General features: G+C 64.2%; 10 protein-coding genes. 2 read left to right on the top strand and 8 right to left on the bottom strand.

The genetic code is table 11. From position 1 onward, the window contains the following. Nucleotides 1–50 precede the first annotated feature (50 nt). From B015_RS0108405 to hutI, 7 genes are all read right to left on the bottom strand, one after another. Nucleotides 51–8,609, bottom strand: coding sequence for a glucoamylase family protein (locus B015_RS0108405; protein ID WP_026227029.1), 8,559 nt, complete (start codon nucleotides 8,607–8,609; stop codon nucleotides 51–53). A 318-nt stretch (nucleotides 8,610–8,927) separates the two neighbouring features. Continuing rightward, complete coding sequence (locus B015_RS0108400) at nucleotides 8,928–9,500, bottom strand: NADPH-dependent FMN reductase (RefSeq protein ID WP_018427242.1); 573 nt, start codon at nucleotides 9,498–9,500, stop codon at nucleotides 8,928–8,930. A 114-nt stretch (nucleotides 9,501–9,614) separates the two neighbouring features. Next, nucleotides 9,615–10,190 (bottom strand): HutD family protein, encoded by a 576-nt coding sequence (locus B015_RS0108395; RefSeq protein WP_018427241.1) that lies wholly within the window; start codon nucleotides 10,188–10,190, stop codon nucleotides 9,615–9,617. A 16-nt stretch (nucleotides 10,191–10,206) separates the two neighbouring features. Next, nucleotides 10,207–11,883: a urocanate hydratase gene (gene hutU, locus B015_RS0108390; RefSeq protein ID WP_018427240.1), complete on the bottom strand. Its 1,677-nt coding sequence runs from the start codon at nucleotides 11,881–11,883 to the stop codon at nucleotides 10,207–10,209. Nucleotides 11,884–11,895: 12 nt separating this feature from the next. Further along, nucleotides 11,896–12,717 (bottom strand): N-formylglutamate deformylase, encoded by an 822-nt coding sequence (hutG, locus tag B015_RS0108385; protein ID WP_018427239.1) that lies wholly within the window; start codon nucleotides 12,715–12,717, stop codon nucleotides 11,896–11,898. Continuing rightward, on the bottom strand, nucleotides 12,714–14,258 hold the full coding sequence (gene hutH, locus B015_RS0108380; RefSeq protein ID WP_018427238.1) for a histidine ammonia-lyase: 1,545 nt from the start codon (nucleotides 14,256–14,258) through the stop codon (nucleotides 12,714–12,716). The genes hutG and hutH overlap by 4 nt, the downstream gene beginning before the upstream one ends. Further along, nucleotides 14,255–15,490, bottom strand: a complete 1,236-nt coding sequence (hutI, locus tag B015_RS0108375; RefSeq protein WP_018427237.1) for an imidazolonepropionase — start codon at nucleotides 15,488–15,490, stop codon at nucleotides 14,255–14,257. Before hutI ends, hutH begins: the two co-directional genes overlap by 4 nt. A gap of 85 nt (nucleotides 15,491–15,575) precedes the next feature. Here hutI and B015_RS0108370 point away from each other — a divergent pair, with 85 nt between their 5' ends. Both B015_RS0108370 and hutC read left to right on the top strand, forming a co-directional pair. Beyond that, the gene (locus tag B015_RS0108370; protein WP_018427236.1) at nucleotides 15,576–16,928 is read left to right on the top strand and encodes a formimidoylglutamate deiminase; all 1,353 of its coding nucleotides are present in this window, start codon (nucleotides 15,576–15,578) and stop codon (nucleotides 16,926–16,928) included. A 14-nt stretch (nucleotides 16,929–16,942) separates the two neighbouring features. Next, nucleotides 16,943–17,707 (top strand): histidine utilization repressor, encoded by a 765-nt coding sequence (hutC, locus tag B015_RS0108365; protein WP_018427235.1) that lies wholly within the window; start codon nucleotides 16,943–16,945, stop codon nucleotides 17,705–17,707. Nucleotides 17,708–17,778: 71 nt separating this feature from the next. Here hutC and B015_RS0108360 read toward each other — a convergent pair whose 3' ends face one another. Continuing rightward, nucleotides 17,779–18,123 carry a RidA family protein gene (locus tag B015_RS0108360; RefSeq protein WP_018427234.1) on the bottom strand — a complete coding sequence of 115 codons (345 nt, stop codon included), beginning with the start codon at nucleotides 18,121–18,123 and terminating at the stop codon, nucleotides 17,779–17,781. Nucleotides 18,124–18,146 lie beyond the last annotated feature (23 nt).

Genomic DNA, 18,146 nt, shown 5'->3' with positions numbered 1-18,146 from the left:
GCGGCGAAATGATGACAAAGCTGCGCGGTTTTTGTCGCAGCCCGCTCCGGCTATGCCGGAATACGGACCACGACTTCAACCTCACCGCTATCGCGCAAGACAAAGGAAGCATCCTTGCTCTTGACGCCGTCGATCTCAACTTTCGCAGACTTTGCGGCTTTGTCCCTCACTACCCGCAACCTATAGACTGCACCATCCATCCGAAGTGTCGCGGCATAGCCTTCCCAATGTTTCGGGATGGCGGGTGAAACGACAATCCGGTTACCCCGGCGCGAAATGCCGAGAATACTTTCAACCGCCGCCCGATAGAGCCAACCGGCCGACCCCGTGTACCAGGTCCAACCGCCGCGCCCTGCCTTGCCATCCTCGGCATAGATGTCAGCGGCGACCACATAGGGCTCGACCCGATAGGTCTCGGCAGACTTCTCGTCCAGCGCATGGTTGACCGGGTTCAGCATCGAGAAGCAGCGATAGGCTTCGTCGACGAGCCCCATGTCGGCAAGTGCGATGACAAACCATGTCGCGGCATGGGTGTACTGGCCGCCATTCTCACGTACGCCGGGCGGATAGGCCTTGATGTAACCGGGATCCTTCTCGGTCCTGGAGAAAGGCGGCGAGAACAGCTTGATGAGGCCATGCTCTTCGTCGACCAGCATTTCGGTCGCCTGAGCCATCGCCGTGCGCGAACGAGCCGGATCGCCGTCGCCCGACAGCACGCTCCAGGACTGCGCGATCGAGTCGATCTTGCACTCCTCCGAACTGCGTGACCCGAGTGGCGTGCCGTCATCGAAGCTGCCGCGGCGATACCACTCGCCGTCCCAGGCAGCATTCTCCAGCGCCTTCTTCAGGGCACCGGCATGTTTGTCCCAGGCGTTGGCGCGCTTGCTGTCGCCTTCAGCCTTGGCCAGCGGCACGAAGTCGTTCAGCGCCCTCAGCAGGAACCAGCCGAGCCAGACGCTGTCGCCCTTGCCGCCTTCGCCGACACGGTTCATGCCGTCGTTCCAGTCGCCGCCAAGGATCAGCGGCAGGCCGTTCTTGGCGGTCCGCTTGACGGCGAGGTCGAGCGCGCGGGCGCAATGCTCGTAGAGCGAAGCCTTCTTCTTCGACGCCTCCGGCGTGAAGAAGGCGTCGTGCTCGTCGGGATTGAGCGCCTGTCCCTCGATGAAGGGCAATTGCTCTGCGAGCAACGTGGCATCGCCTGTAACCGCGACGTAGCGGGCTGCAGCATAAGCGAGCCACACGACGTCGTCGGAAATCATGGTGCGGACGCCGGCACCGGTGCGCGGCAGCCACCAATGCTGAACGTCACCCTCGGGGAACTGGCGTCCGGCCGCGTTCAGGATCTGCTCGCGGGCAAGGCTGGCATCGTGCATCAGCAGCGCCAACGTGTCCTGCAACTGGTCGCGGAAACCGAAGGCACCGCTCGCCTGATAGAAGGCCGAACGTGCGCGGATGCGGCAGGCCAGGCTCTGGTAAGGCAGCCAGTTGTTGACCATGGCGTCGAGCGCCTTGTCGGGCGTGTCGACCTCGATGGTGCCAAGGAAGTCGCGCCAGTCGCGCTCATTGTCGGCCAGCCGCTGGTCGAAGCCGACCTTCAGGTGGTGGGCAACGAGCTTGCTTGCCTCCTCGTCCGACCCGGCATCGCCAAGCAGCCAGAGCAGCGACACCGAGCCGCCGGCCGGCACTTCGATATCGCGGGCCATGGCAGCGCAAGGATCGAGGCCAGCCTCGACACGGCCGGTAAGCTCCGCGCCGAGCATCACAGCACGCGGCGCCTCGATGGAGCCGGTCGCGCCGATGAACTCATGGCGGTCCGATGTGACGGAACTGGTCTTGCCGTCGGTGGCCATGAAAGCGACGCGCTCGCCGAAGTCGAGCCCATAGGTGTTGCGGGCAAGAAGAGCCCCGGTTGCAGCATCAATGGACGAAACGATGTTCGGCGCGGTCTTCGCCCTGCTGTTGCCGAGCACCCACTCGACATAGCCATAGACCCTGAGCTTGACAGGAACCGCACCGGAATTCTCGATGCGGAGCCTGGAAATCCTGACCGGATCGGCCGGATCGACCAGATGCGTCAGCTCGGTCGCCAACGTGCCGCGCTTCGACTTGAAGGTCGAGAAGCCCTGGCCGTGGCGCGCCTCGTAGGTGGCGCCGGCCTCACGGACGACGGATGCGATCGGCGAGTGGACACGGCCCGTGGCACGATCAAAGATGTAGATCGCCTCCCCCGGACGGTTGGTGACCGGATCGTTGGTCCACGGCGTCAGCTGGTAGTCGCGGCTGTTGCGGCTCCAGGTGAAGGTGGCGCCTTCGGCCGAACTGTGGAAGCCAAAGCCGGAATTGGCGACGACGTTGATCCAGGGCTGCGGCGTTGCACGCGTTCCGTTCAGGTGCACGACATATTCGCGGCCACCGGCATCGAAGCCGCCGAAACCGTTCCAGAAGGCAAGGCCTTCGCCACTGTTCTTGCGGGCACTGCGAGACGGCGAAGTCTGCAACAGGGCCGGTGCCTGCCGTTCGGATGTCTGTGCGGCATTGAGCGCATCCCGCGCCTGAAGGCCCGCAGCCTCGGCACGCTCGATCTGGTCGAAGATCGTGCCATTCCGGGTATGCAGACAGACGCGCGAAACAGCCAGCAGCGTGCGGTAGGAGTTTTCGTCCATCAGATCGCGACGCACGGCAAAGATGTGCTGGCGCGGTCCGAGCTCCTTGCCGCGCAGGCGGCTGTTCTCGCACAGATGCTCGATGGCCTGCTGCAGGTCCTGGACATAGGACGAGGCCTGCTCGTTGACGATGACGAGATCGGCAACGAGCCCACGGGCACGCATGTATTCCTGGAAGCGCAGCGCCTGGGCGACGATTTCGATGTCGGCGATATCGCCGATCCTGATCGCCAGGATCGGGAAATCGCCCGAGATCGCCATAGGCCAGAGCGCCGACTGGCGGCCGAGGCCGGTGGCAATGGCCTCCGCCGAAACACGCAGGAACGGATCGGGATAGATCAGGTAGCGCGCGAGCTTCTGGACATTGGCGGCGTCGGTAAGATTGAGCCCGAGATGACGCGTCTGCACCTGCGAACGCGTCCACGACAGCATCGCCTGGCGTGGGAAGCCCTCGGGGTGGTCGAGCTTGGCCATCGTCTCCTCGACCTCCTCGCGGGTCGAGCCGACGATGGTCCAGAAGGTCAGCGATACCTTCTTGTTGGCCGGCACGCGGACGCGGCGGCGCAGGGCGGCAATCGGGTCGAGAGTGAAGCCGGCGCTGCCCGAAAGCTTGGCGCCCGGATCGAAGGCAGCGGGATCAACTATCGTGCGGCCGCGGCCGATGAAGGCACGACGGTCTGTTTCAGCCTCCGTGTCGCGGGCAAGGCCCGACTGGTCGGTGATGAAATGCGCCGCTACCACCGTCGGCTCGTTGGCCGCGCGCGTCCTGCGATTGGCCAGGATAGCGCTGCCGTTGTGGGTGATCTCCGTTTCGACGAACATCTTCGAGAAGGCCGGATGGGCGTTGTCATTGGCCTCCGGCGCCAGCGCCAGTTCGGCAAAGGACGTCACCTCGATGTGGCGATCGACAGCCGCATCATTCCAGATGACGAGGCGGCGTGCCTCGCCATTGCCTTCGGAGACGACGATGCACTCGACCTCGCTGCGCAGCGTGCCCACGGTCTTGATGAAGTTGGCCTTGTCGTCGCAGAACACCGTCTGCACCTGTTCGCCGGTCGCCCGCTTGGGCTCGGCAGTTGCCGACCACCAGTCACCAGTCTCGGTGTCGCGCAAGAACAGGTAACTGCCGAAACGGTCCTCGGTGGGGTCCGGCTGCCAGCGGGTGATGGCCATGTCGTTCCATCGGCTGTAGCCGGAGCCGGTGGCCGTCACCATCACCGAATAACGGCCATTGGACATCAGGTTGGTGGCCCGCAGCGCCCGCATCGGGTTGAGCACCACGCGGGTGTCGGCGCTATGGTCGGCTGTCTCGTCCTTGGTGTGTTCATCGACCTCGGTACGCACGGTGGCGACAGGAATATCGCGCGGCGCCTTCTCCTGCAAAAGCAGTTCCGCCGCCTCGATCACCTGATCGCTGTGGAAGCGGTCGCGCATGCGGCCTTCGAAGATGACGTTGGCGATCGAGACGATCGACATGCCCTGGTGGTGGGCCATGTAGTTGTAGACCACGGCATGGTCGGTGCCTTCGGGCACGCGCTGCGGCGTGTAGTCGACGGCATCGTAATAGCCGTAGCGGCCGAGCGCGCCGAGCTTGCGCAGACGGCGCAGGTTCGCGGTCGCCTCGTCAGGCATGAATTGGGCGGCAAGCACGGTTGCGTAGGGTGCGATAACCGTGTTCTGACCAAGGCCACGCTTGAGGCCGAGGCCGGGCACGCCGAAGTTGGTGTACTGATAGGTCAGCTCACGGTCGCGGCCGTTGTAGGCGGCCTCGGAGATACCCCACGGAATGCCCTTCGAACGGCCGTACTGGATCTGGCGGCGGATGACGAGCTTGTTGGTCTGGTTGAGGATGCCGCCCTGCGGCTCCTTCATGACCAGGGGCGGCATCAGATACTCGAACATCGAGCCCGACCACGACATCAGCGCGCCCTGGAAGCCGATCTCGACGATCGGGCGGCCAAGCCGGAACCAATGCTCGGTCGGCACGTCGCCCTTGGCGATGGCGAACAGGCTGGTCAGGCGCGCCTCGGAGGCGAGCAGGTCGTAGCAGCTTTCGTCGAGCTGATGTTCCTCAACCCGGTAGCCAATGGACAGGAGCTTGCGCTCGTTGCGCATCAGGAACGAGAAGTTCATCTCGAACGCGTATTTGCGGGCGCGCTCGCGTAGCTCGAGCAGCTTGGCGCGCAGCGACGCAACCGTCTGGTCGTCGGTATGGGCGTCGTGGACATGCGCCTCACAGGTCGATTCCAGCGTCCTCGACCAATCGGCAAGCACCTCGCTCTTGGTCGACGAAGCCTCGGTGTGAATCGCGCCGGCAAGCTTGCGGATTTCGCCAGACAGCACCGCCAGATTGATGGTGCGGATCGACGCCATCTCGGGTGCTGCCTTGATGGTTTCCACCGCGCGGCGCATGCCGTCGATGCGGTCGACGAGGCGCTGGCGCAACGGCCTCAGCTGCCTGCGGTCGTCCGGCAGTTCGGCGACGCTTTCCTCGATGATCGAGACGATGTCGAGAATGCCCTCGAAATCGCCCTGGAGATGGACCGAAGGCGCTTCCGCCCATTCGGCGCAGGCTGCAGCGACGGCCACCAGATGGCCGGCAAGGTTGCCGCTGTCGACGCTCGACACATAAAGCGGATAGAGCGGCCGCGTGTTGGTCGTGTCGTACCAGTTGTAGAGATGGCCGCGATAACGCTCCATCTTCTCGATGGTCGACATCGTCGCATCGATGCGCGACACCGCATCGTTCAGGCTGATCCAGCCGAAATCGCGGGCAGACACCACCGACAGCAGATAGACGCCGATGTTGGTCGGCGACGTCCGCGTGGCAACCACACCGGTCGGGTTTTCCTGGAAATTGTCCGGCGGCAGGTGGTTCTGTTCAGCTGTGACGAAGGTTTCAAAATAATGCCAGGTGCGACGGGCGACCGTGCGCAGCGTATGCACGTCCCACGGCGCGACATGCAGCCGGTCCTCGGTCTCGGCCGAGCGGCTGATCAGGCAGGCAAAGGCAGGCGAACCGGCCCAGAAGATGGCAAAGGCGAATGCCACGAAAGCACCGGTCGAGTCTGCCATAACAGGCAGTACCAAGCCGACGGCTGCGATGATCACCGCGCCATACATCATGCGGTAGTAAGCGGAGAGATCGTTGCCGCCCGATTTGTGGGCCTGCGAGGCGGTACGCCATTCCAACAGGTTCTTGCGGCTGACGAACAGGCGATAGAGCGTGCGGATGATGGCATCGCCCATCATCCAGGCGAGATGGGCCATCAGCACGACCTTCAGCGCCACCATGGCAGTGCCGAAGGCAAGGTCGCGGCCAAGCGCGCTGAAGTGGCCGCGGGCCGTGGCCTCGCGGTTCTTCGGCAGGATGGCGTCGATGATGTCGAAAGTCGGCGCCATGAACAGGCTGAGAATGAGCAATGCCTGCCACTGGGCGGCTTGCGTGAAGGGCAGCACGGTCCAGCCGGCAATTGCCGCCATGACCCAGAAGATCGGGGTCAGCGAGCGCCGGAGATTGTCGACCATCTTCCAGCGCGACAGCGCCGGCACGCCCGACTTGGGATCAAGAATGAAGCCGAGCAGCTGCCAGTCGCCGCGGGCCCAGCGATGCTGACGCGACGCATCGACCGAATAGCGGGTCGGATAGTCCTCGACCACCTCGACATCGGTCACCAGAGCCGAACGGGCGAGTGCGCCTTCGAGCAGATCGTGGCTAAGCACGGTGTTCTCGGCGATGCGGCCCTTGAGGGCGGCCTCCATGGCGTCGACGTGGTAGAGCCCCTTGCCCGTGAAGGTGCCCTCGCCGAAGACGTCCTGGTAGAGGTCAGACACGGCGAAGACGTAAGGATCGAGGCCACGATTGGCTGAGAAGACGCGCTGGAAGAACGAAGCTTCGTCGCCCGTCGTCAGCGACGGCGTGACGCGCGGCTGCAAAATGGCGTAACCAGCCGTGACGAGGCGCTTTTCGGCGTCGAATTCGGGGCGGTTGAGCGGGTGGCACAACTTGCCGACAAGCTTGGTGACGACACCGCGGGTCATGCGGGTGTCGGCGTCCAGCGTCATCACATGGACGACATTTTCCGGCAGCGGCACATCGGTCGGCATGAAGGTGGTGTCGCCGTCGCCACGCAGCAACAGATTGAGCTCATGCAGCTTGCCGCGCTTGCGCTCCCAGCCCATCCAGCAGCCCTGCGCCGGATTGTAGAGGCGGCGGCGGTGCAGCAGATAGAAGCGCGGCGAGCCGTCCTTGGGGTAGCGTTGGTTGAGGCGGCCGATCTCGCGGCGGGCATATTCATAGATCTCACGGTCGCCGCTCGCCAGTTCGGCCTGGCTGTCCGGCCAATCGGAGAGGAGCGCGAAGTAGATTTCGCCCGACATGTTGGCGAGGTGATGCACTTCGAGATTGCGGATGTTCTCGTCGACATCGTCGCGCGAGCCGATCAGCGACGGCACCACGACCAGCGTGCGGGCCTCGACCGGCACGCCATCCTTGAACTCGTAGCCGATCAGGCGGGTCGGCTCGAGGAACTTGAGCACGATGGTGTTGAAGAAGGCCAGCGCGCCTTCGCTCGCCGGCACCGAAAACAGGACCAGCAGGAGAATGATCGCAGGCGTCGTCACGCTCGGCAAACCGAGCGCTGCCAAAGCGTTGCCGGCCAGGAACAGCAGCAGCACCGTCAGCGCAAAGACCGGAACGACGATACCGAGCCAGTTGGTCTTGCGGAAGGCGCGGTTAACGATGCGCCCGAAGGTCGGGCGATAGCCGATAGCCTGTTCCAGTTCCGGGCGGCGCGGGCCGACCAGAAAGAAGCCGACGTCGGAGCAATCCTTCTGCAGGCCGCTCTCCTCGGCGGGCGCGGGCTCGCCGACATCGGAGAATTCGGTCGCTCGCTCGGCGACCTGATACTCGGAAAGCCTGGAATGGCGGGCGAGATCCTCGATTGCCGTGCGGTACTGGTCGCGCGAGGCGAAATCGAGCTCGGCATAGTTGGTGCGCTCGCGCAGAAGCGCGTCGACACGGCTGACGTCCTCGAACCAGACGGTCCAGTCCTGGTCGTTGATCAGGCGCAGGCCACGGATGATGTTGCCGGTGGTGACGTTGCCGCTCGACAGCGTCTGGTGTTCGCCGATGATGATTTCTTCGGCGTCGCTGCCCGACTTTTCAAGCTCGTTCTCGAGCCAGGTCAAGGCCTTGCCGGCGTTCTGCGAACCGTCGCGCAGGCGGTAGAGCAGCTGCGTGGCGAACGTGGTGTCACGGGCATGCGCCGCATAGGCGCGCAGCACCGCCAGATCGTCCGCGTCCTGTAGTCCCTGCAGGCGATCGGCGACCTCGTTGGCAATGGCGCGCATGTCGCGGGCGCGGTTGACGCGCACGGCGATGCGACGGAGATTTTCGATCAAGACGAAGCGCAGCAGCGACGGCAGCGCCCAGAGTTCGCCGATGTGCAGTGGCTCGACCGACTGGTAGCCCTCGACAATGGCCTTGAACATCTGGGCCGAAACGGTGCTGTCGGAATGAGCGACATAGACCCAGGCGATGGCGAGTGCGCGTGGCACCGACTGGCCGGGTGCGATCTCCATTGTCGGCAATTCGCGATAGAACCGCTTCGGCAGATCGCGCTTGACCTGATAGATCGTCTCTTCGACCAGATAGTTGTTGTCGAGCAGCCATTGCGCTGCCGGTGTGATCGGCTCGCCCCTGCCCTGCGCCGCGTTGGTGTCGCGATACACCTTGAGAATGTTCTTGGCGCTCTCGCGGATGCGGGCGTGGAAATCGAATAGGTCGAGACCGAGATAGGATTTGAGTTCCTTCCGGGCCAGGCTTTCGCCCGCGGCCCGCATCCGGTCCTCGTGAAGCACTGTCGCCCGGATAGGCTGTTCCGCTACCGGCGGAAAGCTCGGCGCTGCGTCTGTAATCCGGCGTGGGTCGGTCTGAATATTCATTTACAGCATTTCCGTTTTACAGAAAGTCCGCGCCGCCTTCCGGCGTCGCGGACCTGCCGCATAAACCGTTTCAAACAAGAATTGGTTGCATAGCAACACAACTGGTCGAAGGATCGCTCTTGCACTGCGATTAAGTGAAAATATGGCGTCGCCGTCACCCTCGATGCCACGCGCCTCATAACAGTGCCGAGCGAAAATCGGAACGGAAGGATTCAGGCTTTTTCGTGTTCTTAAGCTGAATTCTGACCGTATTTCAGGCAGTGCCCGGAAAAGGGCACAAGCAGGCCTGTTAAGGCCCCGATTCCTCCCACCGATGCATTACGTCGTGCGTGGCAAAACGGTGTAGACACGAACCACGAAGGCATGGAATTCCGCCATGAAATTCTTGAGGAATTCGGCCGTGTCGTCGTTCGTGACCTCGCCGTCGTCGGTGATCAGGCCGGGCTTGAACTGGATGTAAGCCTCGGGCGCATTCATCTGCGGTGAATTGCAGAAACTAAGCACGCTGCGCAGGCTCTGCTGGGCAACCGCCGTGCCGATGGAGCCGGGCGATGTGCCGATCACTGCAGAGGGCTTCCGGGTGAAGGAATTGGTGCCATAGGGACGGCTCGCCCAGTCGATGGCGTTCTTCAATCCACCGGGAATGGAGCGGTTGTATTCCGGCGTCACGAACAGGATGGCGTCGACACCGGCAAGCGCCTTCTTGAAAGCACGTGCGGGCGGCGGGAAGTCTGCATCATAGTCGTAGCTGTAGAGCGGCAGATCGCGAAACGAAATCTCGTCCATCTCCAGCCCAGCGGGCGCCAGCCTGACAAGCGCCTTTGCGAGCTTGCGGTTGATCGAGCCGGCGGCAAGGCTGCCGATGAAATAGCCGACCTTATAGGTATCCATGGCACATTCTCCACTTCGCCACGCGTCAAGGACGCGGAGGCGACCTACCCTCCCCTACGGGAGATAGTTGGCCAGTTCCGCGCCGATGTCACGACGATTCTGAGAATGCCCGGGCTAGGCGCCGACGAGTTCGACGACGAGCAACGTCACCGGCTGCAAGGGCTCGATCTCGATGGATGCAGGGCCGGTTTCAACAAGGACAGCATCGTGGGCCTCGACCAGGGTGCTCGCGCCTGCCTGCCCGACGCGGCCCGAGCCAGAAACCAAGAAAACGAGGCCGGTGCCAGCCGGCAATTCGAGCTTGCCCGGAACCGCGAAGGTCTTGCGGGTGACGGAATGGCTGAAGCGCCCGCGCCTAGTCATCACGTTGAAGTCGAGCACCGCGCCCCCGATCAGTTCGGCCGCGGTGGCGACGTCGCCGGGGAATGCGTAAGGCCCGGTCTCGGACGAGAGAACACGGTTCTCGGTGCCTTCGACAGCGAGCCGCATCGTGCCTTCAAGCACGGTCAAAGTCCGATCAATGCCGGCAAAGACGGAAAACGGTCCGCCGCTCGCCACCTGCGCCATCGAAATGCGCCAGTCGAAGGCGTCGAGCCCGGCCGCGGGCGGCCAGGCCATGATCTCGGTGGTCACGCCGCCACCGTTCTTCCATGGCATGGGGCGGCAGTCGGCGTGACGGATGATGCGCATGATGAGCCCAGTAAGGTTAGCCCAGGATTCCAGGCAGATTGAGGCCCTTATCCTTGGCGCAGTCGACGGCGATGTCGTAGCCAGCGTCCGCATGGCGCATGACGCCGGTCGCCGGATCGTTCCACAACACGCGCTCCAGGCGGCGCGCGGCATCTTCGGTGCCGTCGGCACAGATGACCACGCCCGAATGCTGAGAAAAGCCCATGCCGACACCGCCACCATGGTGCAGCGACACCCAAGTGGCGCCCGATGCGGTGTTGAGCAGGGCGTTCAGCAGCGGCCAGTCGGACACGGCGTCCGAGCCGTCCTTCATCGCCTCGGTCTCGCGGTTCGGCGATGCCACCGAGCCGGAGTCGAGATGATCGCGGCCGATGACGACGGGCGCCTTGAGTTCGCCCCTGGCCACCATTTCATTGAAGGCGAGGCCGAGGCGGTGGCGATCGCCGAGACCGACCCAGCAGATGCGCGCCGGCAGGCCCTGGAAATGGATACGCTTGGCAGCCATGTCGAGCCAGTTGTGCAGGTGCGTGTTGCCTGGAGTGAGTTCCTTCACCTTGGCGTCGGTCTTGTAGATATCCTCGGGATCGCCGGAGAGCGCCGCCCAGCGGAACGGGCCGATGCCGCGGCAGAACAGCGGGCGGATATAGGCCGGAACAAAGCCGGGGAAGTCGAAGGCGTTCTCCACGCCCTCTTCCAGCGCCATCTGGCGGATGTTGTTGCCGTAGTCGACGGTGGGGATACCCATCTTGTGGAAGTCGAGCATCGCCTTGACGTGGATCGCCATCGACGCGCGCGCAGCTTTCGCCACCGCCTGGGGATCGCGCTGGCGCTTGTCTTCCCATTCGGCAACCGTCCAGCCCTGCGGCAGGTAGCCATTGACGGGGTCATGCGCCGAGGTCTGGTCGGTCACGGCATCGGGCTTGACGCCACGCTTGACGAGTTCGGGGAACACGTCGGCGGCATTGCCGAGCAGAGCTACCGAAATCGCCTTCTTTTCCTTGCAGGCCTTGTCGATGATGGCGAGCGCATCGTCGAGGTCCTTGGCCTGCACGTCGACATAGCCGGTCTTGAGGCGCATCTCGATGCGGCTCGGCTGGCATTCGACGGCGAGGCAGGAGGCACCGGCCATGGTGGCTGCCAGCGGCTGGGCGCCGCCCATGCCGCCGAGGCCGGCGGTCAGGATCCAGCGGCCGGCAAGATCGCCGCCGAAATGCTGGCGGCCCATCTCGACGAAGGTCTCGTATGTGCCCTGAACGATGCCCTGGCTGCCGATATAGATCCAAGAGCCGGCGGTCATCTGGCCGTACATCATCAGGCCCTTCTTATCGAGGGCATTGAAGTGGTCCCAGTTGGCCCAGTGGGGAACCAGGTTGGAGTTGGCGAGCAGGACGCGCGGCGCATCCTTGTGGGTGCGGAACACGCCGACCGGTTTGCCGGACTGGATCAGCAGCGTCTCGTCAGCCTCGAGCTGGCGAAGCGCAGCGACGATGCGGTCGAAGCTCTCCCAATCACGCGCGGCGCGGCCGATGCCGCCATAGACGACGAGTTCGCTCGGCTTTTCCGCGACCATCGGGTCGAGGTTGTTCATCAGCATGCGCAGCGGCGCTTCGGTGAGCCAGCTCTTGGCCGACAATTCCGTGCCGGTGGCGGCGCGGATGACGCGGGCATTGTCGATGCGGGAATGTTGGGTCATGCGAAAACCTCCCTAGCGGTGTCGGCTGCCCGCCCAGGCGAGCGCGGTTTTGAGGATGTCTGTGAGGATGGCGCGGGTCGGCGCTGCAAAATCGGCGTCGTAGCGCACCGGCCAGTTCGACAGCTCGCCCTTGCCTTCCGGCTCGAGCAGGTAGCCGCGATTGGCGATTTCCATCTGGAGCCCATGGACGCCATCGGCCGGACGGCCGTAGCGGCGGGTGATCCAGCCGCCCTTGAAGCGGCCGTTGACCACCCAGGGCCTCTCGCTTGCAGCAATGATCGCCGCAACCTTGTCCTGCAGCTCCAGATCGGTGCTGTTGCCGTCGTTGGTGCCCAGGTTGAACACCGGCAGCCGACCTTCGAACAGGAACGGCAGAACCGAACGGATCGAGTGGCAATCATAGATCACGACGGTCGGATGCATGGCTCGCAACCGCTTGATTTCGGCCTGGAGCGCGGCGTGATAGGGATCGTAGTAGCGCGCACGGCGCTCGACGATCTCAGCTTCGTCCGGCTCCTGCCCCGGCTTGTAGAGCGGATCATTGTCGAAGGTCGTTGTCGGGCACAGCCCCGTGGTGTTCTGGCCCGGATAGAGCGTCACGCCAGAGGGGTCGCGATTGACGTCGATAACCGAACGCGAGATCGTAGTCCGCACCATGGTCGCACCAAGATCGGCAGCGAAAGCGTAAAGCTGCTCGATCCACCAGTCGGTATCGCGCCGCGCAAGCCAGGGCGAGACGAAACGGTCGTCCAGCCCAGCAAGCTCGGTGCCGGTGTGCGGCAGGCTCACCAGCAATGGCGCGTCGCCGCGCTTGACTGTCAGCCAGTCGGTCATGCCTGTGCTCCCGAAATCTGCGGCAGGCCGACGCCTGCGGCCGCCCCGACAATCGCACCGCCACGCACCATGGCGATGGCCTTCTCCATGTCGGGATGGAAATGGCGGTCGTCATCGAGATACGGTACCTGCGCCCGCACCAGCTTGCGCACGGCTTCGAGCGCGTCGCTCGAAGCCAGCGGAGCATGGAAATCGCAGCCCTGCGCTGCCGCCAGAAGCTCGATGCCGAGCACGCCATTGGCATTCTCGATCATCTGCAACAGCCGGCGGGCGCCATGGGCGGCCATGGAGACGTGATCTTCCTGGTTGGCCGAGGTCGGGATGGAATCGACCGATGCCGGATAGGCCCGCTGCTTGTTCTCGGACACAAGCGCTGCAGCGGTGACCTGCGGGATCATGAAGCCGGAGTTGAGCCCGGGCTTGGGTGTCAGGAACGCCGGCATGCCCGACAGTGCCGGATCGACCAGCATGGCGATGCGGCGTTCGGACAGCGAGCCGATTTCGCAGACGGCAAGTGCAATCATGTCGGCGGCGAAGGCGACCGGCTCGGCATGGAAGTTGCCACCCGAAAGCGCGGTACCGTCCTCGGCAAAGATCAGCGGATTGTCGGTGACGCCGTTAGCTTCGGTGGCGAGCGTGTCGGCCGCCTTGCGCAGCACGTCGAGGGCCGCACCCATCACCTGGGGCTGGCAGCGCAGGCAATAGGGATCCTGCACGCGCTCGTCGCCGACGCGGTGGCTCTCGCGAATGGCGCTGCCGACCATCAGGTTGCGTAGCGTGTCGGCGGTCTCGATCTGGCCGCGATGTTTGCGCAGCAGATGGATGCGCGGATCAAAGGGGGCGTCCGAGCCCTTGGCGGCGTCGGTCGACAGCGCGCCGGTGACAAGCGCCGACTGGTAGAGGTTTTCGGCCTCGAAAAGGCCGGCCAGTGCATAGGCGGTCGAGAACTGCGTGCCGTTGAGAAGGGCCAGGCCCTCCTTGGCGCCGAGCGTGATCTGCTCCAAGCCGTGGGTGACGAAGGCAACCTTGGCCGGCACGATGCCGTGCGGTGTGTGGCAATCGCCGACACCGATCATGGTCGCGGTCATGTGCGACAGCGGGGCCAGATCGCCCGAGGCGCCGACTGAGCCCTGGGCGGGCACGACAGGAATGACGTCGCGGGCCAGCATTGCCTGCAACAGGTCGATGGTTTCTTCACGCACGCCTGAGGCGCCCTGCGCCAGGCTGGCAAGTTTGAGAGCCATCATCAGGCGGGTGACCGCGACCGGCATCGCCTCGCCGACGCCAGCGGCGTGGCTGAGCACGATGTTGCGCTGGAGCGTTTCGAGATCGGCGGCCGGAATGCGGACGCTGGCGAGCTTGCCGAAGCCGGTGTTGATGCCGTAGACCGGCTCGCCCTTGGCGACGATCCTTGCCACCGTCTCGGCGCTGGCCCTGATCCTGGGGCGGCAGGACGGATCGAGTTCGGGTACAGCACCACGATAGATGGCGCGCCATTCGGCCAGCGTGGCGTTGCCGGGCTTGAGAACGAGCGTGGTCATTTTCCTCTCCAGATACGGGCATGGAGCGGGTTGAACCCCATGCGATAAACAAGTTCGGCCGGGCTCTCGATGTTCCAGATGGCGAGATCGGCCCATTTTCCTGTTTCGAGCGTGCCGGTCTCGGCGAGCAGCCCGAGCGCGCGGGCGGCTTCGCGGGTGATGCCGGCGATGCATTCCTCTACGGTCATGGCAAACAACGTCGCCGCCATGTTCATGGTCAAAAGCAGCGACGTCAGCGGCGACGTGCCGGGATTGTTGTCGGTGGCGACCGCCATTTTCACCCCGTGCCCGCGGAACAGGTCCACCGGCGGCTTTTTCGTCTCTCTGATGAAGTAGAAAGCGCCGGGCAGGATGACCGCAACTGTGCCTGACTTGGCCATGGCGACCGCACCCGCCTCATCGGTGTATTCGAGATGGTCGGCCGACAGCGCGCCATAGCTCGCCGCGAGTGCCGCGCCGCCGAGATTGGACAGCTGGTCGGCGTGCAGCTTGACCGGCAGGCCCTTGGCCTTGGCGGCATCGAAGACGCGGGCCATCTGGTCGGGCGAAAACGCGATGCCTTCGCAAAATCCGTCGACGGCATCGGCGAGCCCCTGAGAGACTATGGCATCCATCATCGGACCGGTGACAAGGTCGATGTAAGCGTCCTTGTTGCCACCGGCTTCGGCCGGCAGCGCATGGGCGCCGAGGAAGGTGGTGCGGACGGTGACCGGACGTTTGTCAGCCAGCTGGCGTGCAGCGCGCAGCGCCTTGGCTTCGTTGTCGATATCGAGGCCATAGCCCGATTTGATCTCGACCGTCGTCACGCCCTCGGCGATCAGAGCATCGAGACGCGGCAAGGTCTGGGCGATCAGATCGGCTTCCGAGGCACCGCGCAGCGCCTTGACGGAGGAGACGATGCCGCCTCCTGCCCGTGCCACTTCTTCATAGGTCGCACCTGCAAGGCGCATCTCGAATTCGTTGGCGCGGTTGCCAGCATGGACGAGATGGGTGTGGCAGTCGATCAGGCCCGGCGTGATCCAGCGACCCGCACAATCAATGATCTCGGCCCCCGCTTTCAACCCGGCCGGCATGTCCGCCTCCGACCCAGCGAAGACGATGCGCCCATCGCGAGCCATGATCGCGCCGTGTTCCACCTTGCCCAGATCCGGCACACCTTCGACAAGGGTCGCGAGCCGTGCATTGCGCCAGATCCTTGTCGTAGATCGCTCTCCAGCCATGATCTTTTTCATTTCCTCCAATTGAGATTATGTATATACATATCGAAACACGTTGCAAGTGGTATCGTGCGGGTCGCAAACAGGGTGAGGAAAAACGATGGCGACGATCTATGCCGAGCGGGCGCTGCTGGCGGATGGCTGGCGGGACAATGTGAGGCTCGGGATCGAGGGCGGGATGATCTCGTCCATCGAGCCGGACGCCGCCACCCAGCCTGGCGACGAGCGTCACGTGATCCTTGTTCCCGGCATGCCCAATTTGCACAGCCACGCCTTTCAGCGCGGAATGGCCGGCCTGGCCGAAATGCGCGGGCCGTCGGCGGACAGCTTCTGGTCCTGGCGTGAGGTGATGTACAAGTTCGCGCTGTCGATGACGCCTGAGCAGGTAGAGGCAGTGGCAGCGCAACTCTATGTCGAGATGCTGGAGGCGGGTTTCAGCCGCGTCGGCGAGTTCCACTACCTGCACCATGATCGCGACGGCAGTCCCTACGCCAACATCGCCGAGATGGCCGAGCGTATCGCCGCGGCGTCCGTGGAGACCGGCATCGGCCTGACGCTGCTGCCCGTGTTCTACGCCCATTCGAGCTTTGGCGGCGCGCCGGCCAATGCGGGACAACGCCGTTTCATCAACGATGCGAATCGCTTCGCCCAGCTTCTTGAGAAGGCCGGCGAAGCACTTGAAGCCGTCAATGGCGCCGTACTCGGCCTTGCCCCGCATAGTCTGCGCGCCGCAACACCAGAGGAACTGTCCGCCGTGACCGCGATGACATCAGGTCCAATCCACATCCACATCGCCGAGCAGGTCAAGGAAGTGGAGGACTGCATCGCCTGGTCGGGCGCGCGCCCAGTGGAATGGCTGCTCGCCAACGCCGATGTCGGCAGGCGCTGGTGCCTGATCCACGCCACCCACATGACCGAGGCGGAAACGATCGCCATGGCCCGCTCGGGTGCGGTGGCCGGTCTTTGCCCGATCACCGAGGCCAATCTCGGCGACGGCGTCTTTTCGGCACCGCTGTTTGCCGAACATGGCGGCAGGTTTGGCGTCGGCTCGGATTCGAATGTCGAGATCGGCGTCGGCGGCGAGCTACGCATGCTTGAATACTCGCAGCGCCTCGCCCACCGCGCCCGCAATGTGCTGGCCTCAGCCGGCCAGTCGACCGGCCGCGCGCTGTTCGACGCAGCACTCGCTGGTGGCGGCCGGGCACTGGGTGCAGGTCCCGCATGTATCGCCAAAGGCTCTGCGGCCGATCTGGTCTCGCTCGACGCCAGTCACCCGACGCTTGCCGGCAAAAGTGGCGACGCAATTCTCGACGCCTGGATCTTTGCCGGCGCAGGCAAGACGGACAGCGTGTGGGTCCGCGGGCGCAAGGTGGTCACTGGCGGCGCACATTTCCGCCGCGAGGCTATTGCGGCCAGGTTCCGCGCCGTGATGATTGAACTGACAGCGGGATAAGCAAAGGAGCTTCGGTGACTGATTCGACTGGCGATGCCGGGGGCTCTGAGAATGCGGCTGGCGGAGACGCCTCGCCGTCACTCTACCAGCGCATCCTCACCGACATCAGGGACCGCATCGTCTCTGGCGAATGGGAGCCGGGTTATCGCATTCCTTTCGAGCATGAGTTGACCGAAGAGTATGGCTGCTCGCGCATGACAGTGAACAAGGCGCTGTCGCAGCTGGCCAAGGCCGGGCTGATCGAGCGGCGCCGGCGCTCCGGCAGCTTCGTGCGCCGGCCGCAATCGCAGGCGGCGGTGCTCGAAATCCACGACATCCGCATCGAGGTCGAGGCGCTCGGCCTACCCTATCGCTATGAACTGATCGCCCAGACCCGGCGGCGCGCCAACACCACCGACCGCGAGCGGCTGGGCCTCGATGTGCAGGGCCAGGTCCTGGCGCTGCAATGCCTGCACTTCGCCGGCTCGCGACCTTTTTGCATGGAGGACCGGCTGATCAGCCTGTCGGCCGTGCCGGAGGCCGCGGAGGAAAAATTCGCGGAGGCAGCACCCGGGCCGTGGCTGATCGGCCGCGTGCCCTGGAGTTCGGCCGAGCATGTCATCCGCGCGACCGCTGCGGACACGGAAATCGCCGCCGAGCTCAACCTTAGCAACGGCTCTCCCTGTCTCGTCGTCGAACGCCGCACCTGGAGCGCTGAGCGCCCCGTCACGCATGTGCGTTTCACCTACCCGGCTAACGCGCACGCCGTCGTCGCCCGCTTCACCCCTTCAGACAGCTAAGCCCCAAAACAGAAACGCCGCGCATCCAAGGGATGCGCGGCGCTCGTTCGGCATGAAACCGAAAGCGATCGTCAGACAGCGGCCGTGACGATGATCTCGACCTTGTATTCAGGGCCGGCCAACTTGGCTTCGCCGGTGGCACGAGCAGGCGTGTTGCCCTGCGGCACCCAGCCATCCCAAACCGAGTTCATCTCGGCGAAGGTCGACATGTCGTCGAGCCAGATGATCGCCTGGAGGATCTTGGTCTTGTCGGTGCCGGCCTTGGCCAGCAGCGCGTCGATCTCGGCGAGGATCGCCTTGGTCTGCGCGGCAACGCTCTCGCCGGGGGCGCCGACCTGGCCAGCCAGGTACACGGTGCTGTTGTGGATGACGATCTGGCTCATGCGAGGGCCGACATCGATACGACGAACGCTCATGGTGGTCTCCTTCCGTTAAAGGT

The organism is Hoeflea sp. 108 (assembly GCF_000372965.1).
Classification (GTDB): domain Bacteria; phylum Pseudomonadota; class Alphaproteobacteria; order Rhizobiales; family Rhizobiaceae; genus Aminobacter.
Note: the sequence above shows the minus strand (reverse complement) of the source record. Positions and strands in the feature narration are given on the sequence as shown.